Annotated in this window: 8 protein-coding genes; 4 read left to right on the forward strand and 4 right to left on the reverse strand. The window is 63.2% G+C overall.

All coding sequences use genetic code 11. The features are described 5' to 3' along the window. Positions 1–16: 16 nt before the first annotated feature. From GHO42_RS20050 to GHO42_RS20065, 4 genes are read left to right on the forward strand one after another with little or no spacing between them, the layout of a single operon-like run. Positions 17–1,048: an ABC transporter substrate-binding protein gene (locus GHO42_RS20050; RefSeq protein WP_095002509.1), complete on the forward strand. Its 1,032-nt coding sequence runs from the start codon at positions 17–19 to the stop codon at positions 1,046–1,048. Then, complete coding sequence (locus GHO42_RS20055) at positions 1,048–1,914, forward strand: ABC transporter ATP-binding protein (RefSeq protein ID WP_095002510.1); 867 nt, start codon at positions 1,048–1,050, stop codon at positions 1,912–1,914. Before GHO42_RS20050 ends, GHO42_RS20055 begins: the two co-directional genes overlap by 1 nt. Positions 1,915–1,916: 2 nt before the next feature. Continuing rightward, on the forward strand, positions 1,917–2,696 hold the full coding sequence (locus tag GHO42_RS20060; protein ID WP_095018739.1) for an ABC transporter permease: 780 nt from the start codon (positions 1,917–1,919) through the stop codon (positions 2,694–2,696). A 28-nt stretch (positions 2,697–2,724) separates the two neighbouring features. Then, positions 2,725–3,504 (forward strand): ABC transporter substrate-binding protein, encoded by a 780-nt coding sequence (locus tag GHO42_RS20065; RefSeq protein WP_257010100.1) that lies wholly within the window; start codon positions 2,725–2,727, stop codon positions 3,502–3,504. A gap of 106 nt (positions 3,505–3,610) precedes the next feature. Here GHO42_RS20065 and GHO42_RS20070 read toward each other — a convergent pair whose 3' ends face one another. The 4 genes from GHO42_RS20070 to GHO42_RS20085 all read right to left on the reverse strand — a co-directional run. Next, positions 3,611–4,837 (reverse strand): acyl-CoA dehydrogenase family protein, encoded by a 1,227-nt coding sequence (locus tag GHO42_RS20070; protein WP_095002513.1) that lies wholly within the window; start codon positions 4,835–4,837, stop codon positions 3,611–3,613. A 25-nt stretch (positions 4,838–4,862) separates the two neighbouring features. Next, positions 4,863–6,569, reverse strand: a complete 1,707-nt coding sequence (locus GHO42_RS20075) for an ABC transporter ATP-binding protein (protein ID WP_095025627.1) — start codon at positions 6,567–6,569, stop codon at positions 4,863–4,865. Continuing rightward, positions 6,566–7,444: an ABC transporter permease gene (locus tag GHO42_RS20080; RefSeq protein WP_095002515.1), complete on the reverse strand. Its 879-nt coding sequence runs from the start codon at positions 7,442–7,444 to the stop codon at positions 6,566–6,568. The genes GHO42_RS20075 and GHO42_RS20080 overlap by 4 nt, the downstream gene beginning before the upstream one ends. A 14-nt stretch (positions 7,445–7,458) precedes the next feature. After that, positions 7,459–7,672: ABC transporter permease subunit (locus tag GHO42_RS20085; RefSeq protein WP_153384175.1), on the reverse strand; the 214-nt coding region annotated here is incomplete at its 5' end.

Consider the following 7,672-nt stretch of genomic DNA (forward strand, 5'->3'; position numbering starts at 1 on the left):
CCCACAAGGAGCGGGCATGAACCCGATCAACAACAGAAGAGCATTCCTGCGTAGTTGCGCGGTATTGGGTGCGGTCGGCGCTGCGGGTATTCTGCTGCCCGGCTGCGAAAAAAAGGACAGCGGCGCTAAAAGCGCCGCCGTGATCAAGAGCCGCGCCGATCAGGTGGTGGACTTCAAGTACCCCGACAACCCCTCATTCGATCTGGTCTATGTCGCCGACTCCCTCGGCTATTTCGAAGGCTCGCGGGCACGGCCCAAGTACATCGGCCGTATTGCCGCGCCCCAGATCATTCCATTGACCGGCACCGGCGAAATAGACTTCGGCGCGCGCATGGTACCGCTGGTGATTTCAGCCATCGCCAGTGGTCTTGACCTCAAGGTGGTGGCCGCCGGCGGCAAGACCCTGCAAGAAGCTCCGCACATGAAATACTTCGTGCGCGACGACTCCGGCATCGTCAAGCCCAAAGACCTGGAAGGCAAGACCGTAGGCTTCAACAGCTTTGGCGCCTGCGCCGAATTTGTCACCAAAAAATACCTGCGCGAGCAGGGCGTCAATGTCGACAAGATCAACTGGGTGGTGGTGCCGGACAACCAGGCCGAGCAGACCCTGGCCACCGGCAATATCGACATTGCAATCATTCATCCGCCATCGTCCGGCGGTGCCGAGCACAACCCGGCATTACGCAAGCTGTGGAGCGACTACGATCTGGATGGCGGATTGGGCGGCATGGCGCCCTACAGTGTGTATGGCAAGTTCAGCCGCGAGAACCCGGAGGCTACCCGCGACGTTGTAAACGCGATCGCCCGCGCGGCCAACTGGGTCAATGCCAACCCCGACGACGCGCGCAAAATCACCTCCGAGCGCATCGGCATGAAGCTCGAGCTGGTGGAGCGCTTTGCCTATGTCGATGACCTGGTAGTGACCGAGCCGCCGATTCAGTACTACATCGACATTCTTGAAAACGAAGGCAAGATCAAAAAAGGTTCGATAGGGGTCAAGGATGTCTACACCAACGACTTCAACCCGTTCGCCCGGGGGCATGCCTGATGCCGGAACACAAGATCGTCGCCCGTGACCTGAGCATGGAGTACCGGGCCTTGAATGAAGCGGGGCGAGAGGAGCGGGTGCCCGTGCTGGAGGGGTTTGACCTGCAGGTACGCGAGGGCGAGTTCCTGTCCATCCTCGGGCCTTCGGGCTGCGGCAAGTCGACCTTTATGAATATCCTTGCAGGGCTTGCGCACAAGACCGGCGGCGACCTTCTGGTCGATGGCCGGCCCCTGCAGGGCATCAACCGTAACCAGGGTGTTGTGTTCCAGGGCTATGCATTGCTGCCCTGGCGCACGGTGCTCGACAACATTGCCGTGGGCCTGGAGATCCGCGGGGTGGCCAAGGCCCGGCGGCTGGAAACTGCCCGCGAATACCTGGAGCTGGTGGGCCTCAATGGCTTCGCCTCGCGCTACCCTCACGAGTTGTCCGGCGGCATGCGCCAGCGCGTAGCGATTGCCCGCTCGCTGGCCTACAACCCGGATGTGCTGCTGATGGACGAACCTTTCGCCGCCCTCGACGCGCAAACCCGCGAGACCCTGCAGAGTGAGTTGCTGCGCATTTGGGATACGCACAAAAAAACCATCGTGTTTATTACCCACAGCCTGGACGAGGCGATTTTCCTGTCGGACCGGGTGGCGGTGATGACCCAGCGCCCGGGGCGGATCAAGGAGATCTTCGACATCGACCTGCCGCGCCCGCGCCAGCCGGAATTGCGTAATACCCAGGCCTTTGTGCACTACCGCCAGCGTGCCTGGGAAGCCCTGCGCGACGAGGTCACAGACGTGGCCCGTGAGCCCGTTGCGGCGCCAGTGCCTCAGAACTGGCAGAGCATCGCGACCCTGGGTGGTTATCGGATTGGAGTGTAAACATGGGCTTTAAATTGACTTCACGGCGGGTGATCGAAAGCTCGGTGGGTATTGTCCTGTTCCTCGCCCTCTGGGAGGCCTTGCCGCAATTGGGCGTGGTCAACCCCGGCTACCTGAGCCCGCCATCGGCGGTGCTGGGTGCGGTGCTGGACCTGGCCAGCAGTGGCGATCTGATCAAGCACTTGCAGGCCAGCCTGTTTCGTTCCTTTGCCGGACTGCTGCTGGCGATTGCCTGCGGTGTCAGCCTGGGGTTGATAATGGGCTGGTTTGCACGGGTCGAGCATGTGCTTGATCCGTTGTTGCAGTTCTTCCGCCAGACCTCGGCGCTGGCATTGTTTCCGGTGTTTATTCTGTTTCTGGGTATCGGTGAACTGTCGAAAATCGCGATCATTTTCTGGGCGTCGTTCTGGCCGATCCTGTTGAGTACCATCAGCGGCGTTAAGCAGGTCGACGGGTTGCTGATCAACTCGGCGCTGTCGATGGGCGCGAACCGCTGGTTTCTGTTTACCAAAATAGTGCTGCCGGCGGCGTCGCCGTCGATCTTTACCGGGATTCGTCTGGCGGGTGCGTATTGCATCACGGCACTGGTGGCCGCCGAGATGATTGGTGCTCATTCCGGGTTGGGCTTCCTCACGCTGAACTCCCAGGAGGTGTTCCAGATTCCCAGCATGTACGCAGGCATTTTGCTGCTGGCGGTGGTGGGTTTGCTGCTCAACTTTTTGCTGGCCTTGCTGGAACGGCGCTTTACCTACTGGCGCCGGGGCTTGCGCCACGGTGGTTAGGTGGCTGGCAGCAGTGGTGGTTGGCGCTGTGTCGCTGGTCGCCTGGCAATGGCCATTGGCACCGGGTGAGATGCCTCGTGGGCCGCTGTTGCAGGCAGCCGAACAGCGCCAGGTCTTGCGTGTGGGCGTACGCAGTTACCCACGGCCGAGCCTGGGGCAAGAGGCGCTGGTGGCTGAGCCGGATGAACTGGACAGTCAGTTGGCCGAGGCCCTGGGGGCTTACCTTGGACTGAAGGTGCAGTTGCAGGCATTGCCGCAGAGTGGCCCGTTGAGTGACGGCCACCTCGACCTGGTCATTGCCGGCAGTCTGAAACTGCCGGTCGAAGCTGACCGGGTGGCGAGCTTGCGGGATTTGCCGGTGCAGTACCGTGCGGGGGCGTTGATTGGCTTGCGCAATGCTCCCGCCCGTCCTGTGCGCGGGCAAAGCGTATGCCTGGCGATGGGTAGCCCGTGGGCGCAAACCCTGCAGCAACAGGGCGCCGAGCTGCGCACTTATGTGTCGTCGATCCGTGCCGCGGTGGCGTTTATGGCGGGCGAGTGCAACCTGCTGGCTGAAGAGCGCAACAGCTTGCAGGCGCTGGCACAGGCGCCGGACTGGCGCTTCTATGCGCTGTTACCGCAAACCTTGAAGGCAAGCAGCGACCTGCGGGTTTACCTGCCCGTAGTCGACAAGCAGAGCCGCGCGTTGATCAATGCGGCACTGCGCGACTGGCAGGCCCGTGGCGGCCAGACCCGTGCATGGGAGCTGCGCAGCAATGCGTTGCTGGTAGACAGCCTGAAAATAGGCGACGGGTTGGTGTGTCACTGAGCGATACCACGCCACGGTGGGAGCGGGCTTGCTCGCGATGCAAACGGTGAGGTCTGTCAGGCAAACCGCGTCGATGCCATCGCGAGCAAGCCCGCTCCCACAGGGTTTACTCCGCCACACCAATGCGCCATTGCGCCGGTGGCGGTGTGCCGTTCACCGCAAAATCCCCCACGATGCGACTCTTGTAGATACGCGGGTTATGCGACGACAGCGTGCGCGCATTGCGCCAGAAACGGTCCAGTCCCAAGGGCTTGAGGGTGGCCGATGCACTCAGTGCATCAAACAGATCGCCACTGGCCTTGATGATCAAGTCCGAGACTATGGTTTGCGACTGCGCCACTTCCAGTTCGGCAATATTCACGGCGTGGCTCAGGGCGTGTTCATCATTGCTCAAATGGGCCTGATGGACTCGCTCCAGCGCCTGGAAGTTCTGCGCTGCAATAGCGCCGGCGGCATAGGCCGCGCTGCGCAGGTTGCCCACCACTTGCAGCACTTGCGGGTCGTGGGCCACGCGCGGTGCATTGCCGCTGCTGAAGCTGCGGGTGCGCCTGGCCACATGCCCGGCAGTTTCGTCGGCCAGCGCGCGGCCAATCCCGGTCAGGGTTGCCGTGTGCACAGACTGGAAAAAAGCCGGTGAATAGCGAAAGCGGTTTTCAGCCAGAATCACATTGAGCGGATCCACCGGCACTTCGCGAAAATGCGCGGTGCCGCTGGCGGTCAACGTCTGGCCGAAACCGTTCCAGTCGTCGATGATTTCCACCCCCGGATCATTGGTGCGCACCGTCACCGATACGCGCTGTTCATCCGGGTTGTTGGCGCTGACATCGACCCAGTCGGCATACAGCGCACCGGTGGTGTAGAACTTGCTGCCACTCAATTGCCAGTGGCCGCCGTGAAGGCTCAGGCGGGTGCCGAATTCAAGCTGTTTGGCATTGCCCACTTCGCCGGACGCCGGGCTGACGGTTTCGCCACGACCCAGGCGCTCCAGCCACACGCCCTGATACTCAGGGTCGCGACTATTGAGCAGGTTTTCACAAAAACCGAAGTGCCCGCGCAATGATTGCACCAGGTTTGAATCGGCCTCGGCCAGTTCGATCAGCAGGTTGAACAGTTCCGGCAGGCTGGCGCCGGCACCGCCATATTCCTTGGGCACACGCAGGGTGGTGAAGCCTGCCTCCTTGAGCCATTGCAACTCCTGGAGCGGCAAGCGCCGTTCCAGTTCGCGATCTACGGCTCCTTGACGAATCTGCGCAAAGACCGGCCGATAACGGGCCGCCAATGCTTCGTATCGCGCCGACGGGACGGCGCCCCAGGCAGAGTCAATTTGCGACATGTCGTGCTCCTTGGCGTTGAACGGATTACCAGCCGACGGCAAAGCGCAGGCCGGATACAGGTTGAGGGGCCGGTTCCGGCGCAGCGGCGCCGGGGATCGCCGCCAGCAGGCGACGGGTGTAGGGGTGCCGGGGTGAATGCCAGAGGGTTTGCGGGGTGGCCTGTTCGACGATTTGCCCTTGCTCCATCACCAGAATCCGGTCGGCGAAATAGCGCACTACCGACAGGTCGTGGGAGATAAACAGATAGGACAGGCCCAGCTCTTCGCGCAGCTCCACCAGCAGGTTGAGGATCTGCGCCTGGGTCGAAACATCCAGCGCCGACACCGGTTCGTCGCAGATCACCAGCCGCGGCTTGAGGATCAACGCCCGGGCAATGCCGATGCGTTGGCGCTGGCCACCGGAAAACTGATGGGGCAAGCGCGCCAGGCTGCTGCGCGCCAACCCCACGGCATCGAGCATTGCGAAGCGGGCCTGCTGGCGTTGGCCCGGGTCGGTCTGCCCGTGCAGGCGCTGCACACGATCGAGAATGCTCTCCACGCTGTGGCGCGGGTTAAGCGCCGCGTAGGGATCCTGAAAAATCATTTGCACCTGACGGCGCCAGCCCAGCAGCGACTCGTCCTTGAGGCTGGCGATATCGCGTCCGTCGAATTCGATTGTGCCACTGCGTGCGGGCAGTAAACGCAGCAGGGTGCGACTGAGGGTCGACTTGCCGCAACCCGACTCGCCCACCAGGCCCACGCTCTCGCGCTCGCCCACTTCAAGGCTGATGCGGTCAAGTACGGTGCTGTTGCCATAGCCGGTGGTCAGGTCGCTGACCTTGAGCAGCGCCGGGTTGCCCGTGGGTGCCCGAGGCTGGCGGCCCGGCGCGTAGAGGGTGGACTTGACGCCATAGCGGGTGGCCTGCTCCGGCTGGCGCTCGACATTGATTTCAGCCAGACGGTTACTCAAGTAATGCTGCTTATGTTCAGCCCCCAGCGACGCCTGCAGCAGGCCGCGACTGTAGGGGTGTTGCGGGTGCTCGATCAGGTCGCGGGTCGACCGGCTTTCCAGGGCGTGGCCATCGTGCATCACGATGACCCGGTCGGCGTGCTGGCCGACCACGCCCAGATCATGAGTAATCAGCAGTAGACCCATGCCCAGCTCGCCCCGCAAACGAGCCAGCAACTCAAGGATCTGCGCCTGCACGCTGACATCCAGCGCCGTGGTCGGCTCGTCGGCGATCAACAGTCGGGGCTGGCAGGCAATCGCCATGGCGATCACCACCCGCTGGCGCTGGCCGCCCGACAAGTGCTGTGGGTACTCACGCAAATGCGCTGCCGGGCGCGGCAATTGCACCAGGGCGAACAGTTCTTCGGCCCGCTGCCAGGCCTGGCGCCGGGTCAGGTCAGTGTGGGTCAGCAGGATTTCGCTGACTTGCTCACCCAGGGTGAGTACCGGGTTGAGGCTCGACAGCGGGTCCTGAAAGATCATGCCCTGTGCGCTGCCCTGCAATTGGCGCCGTTGGCGCGGGGGCATGACCAGCAGGTCGCGGCCTTCGAACAAGACCTGACCGCCCAGCCGGGCGTTGTCCGGCAGCAGGCCCATCAGGGCCAGGGCCGTGGTGGATTTACCGCATCCGGACTCACCCACCAGCGCCAGTGTCTCGCCGGCTTGCAGGGTGAAACTCAGGTCTTTGACGGCATCGGCGTTGTCGTAGCTCACGCGCAAACCGCGTACGTCCAGCAGGCTCATGGGATATACCGTCGCAGGCGAGGGTTGAGGGCGTCATTGAGACCGTCGCCCAGAAGGTTGAGGGCCAGCACCACGAAGATGATTGCCAGCCCCGGCAGGGCGGTGAGGTACCAGCCGCTGGCGATCTGCTCGCGGCCACTGCCGAGCATGGCGCCCCAACTGGCCTGATTGGGGTCGCTCATACCGAGGAAGGCGAGCCCGGCTTCCACCAGAATCGCCTGGGCAATCAGGATCGAGGTGGTGACCACCAGCGGCGCGAGGGCGTTGGGCAGGATTTCACGCAGGATGATCGCGCTGTTGCCGAAGCCCAGGCTGCGCGCGGCAGTGACAAAGTCGGCTTCACGCAGGGTACGGAACTCGGCGCGTACCAGGCGTGCCACCGTGGGCCATGAGGAGATACCGATCGCCAGCGCGATAACCCCCAGCGTCGGGTTGCCGATGGCCACGATCACGATCACCAGCAAAAAAGACGGCACGGTCTGGAACACTTCGCAGAGGCGCATCAGCACATCCCCCAGCTTGCCGCCGTGGTAGCCGGCCAGAGCCCCGACCAGCCCGCCGATCAGTACGCTGATCAGGGTGGCGCTGGCGGCAATCAGTAAAGACCCGCGGGCCCCGTGGGCGATCCCGGCAGCTACGTCGCGGCCCAGTGAGTCGCTGCCCAGAAAGTAGCCCGGATCGTCGCCGGGCCACAGCATCGGCATGGCGACCATATCCAGCGGGTCACCGGGGTAGAGCGTGCCCGCCAGCAGTGCCAGGGTCAGCACCAGTGCCAGCATGGTCGCGCCAATCAGCGCCGAGGGATTGCGCAACAGGGCCGTCCAGACGCTTTCGCTGTAGCCGGTCGGAGCGTTTGGCAGTACGGCAGTGGTCATGGGGCAGCTCCTTTTCAGTCGGCCTGGATGCGCGGGTCGAGCCAGGCTTGCAGCAGGTCGACGGCGATATTGATCACCACCACCAGCATCGATGACAGCAGCAGGATGCCCAGCAGCAGGTTGTAGTCACGGGACATCACCGCCTCGAGGGTGAGACGGCCCAGGCCGGGCCAGCCGAACAGGGTTTCGGTCACGGCGGCGCCGCCGAGCAGGGCGGCGAAATGCAGC

Origin of the sequence: Pseudomonas sp. FSL R10-0056 (assembly GCF_009600105.1) — a bacterium.
Taxonomy (GTDB): Bacteria; Pseudomonadota; Gammaproteobacteria; order Pseudomonadales; family Pseudomonadaceae; genus Aquipseudomonas; species Aquipseudomonas bubulae.

Bases quoted from the DNA above. Each gene is read 5' to 3' on its own strand.
- GHO42_RS20050 (WP_095002509.1), top strand. From the start codon at position 17: ATGAACCCGATCAACAACAGAAGAGCATTCCTGCGTAGTTGCGCGGTA.
- GHO42_RS20055 (WP_095002510.1), top strand. From the start codon at position 1,048: ATGCCGGAACACAAGATCGTCGCCCGTGACCTGAGCATGGAGTACCGG.
- GHO42_RS20060 (WP_095018739.1), top strand. From the start codon at position 1,917: ATGGGCTTTAAATTGACTTCACGGCGGGTGATCGAAAGCTCGGTGGGT.
- GHO42_RS20070 (WP_095002513.1), bottom strand. From the start codon at position 4,837: ATGTCGCAAATTGACTCTGCCTGGGGCGCCGTCCCGTCGGCGCGATAC.
- GHO42_RS20075 (WP_095025627.1), bottom strand. From the start codon at position 6,569: ATGAGCCTGCTGGACGTACGCGGTTTGCGCGTGAGCTACGACAACGCC.
- GHO42_RS20080 (WP_095002515.1), bottom strand. From the start codon at position 7,444: ATGACCACTGCCGTACTGCCAAACGCTCCGACCGGCTACAGCGAAAGC.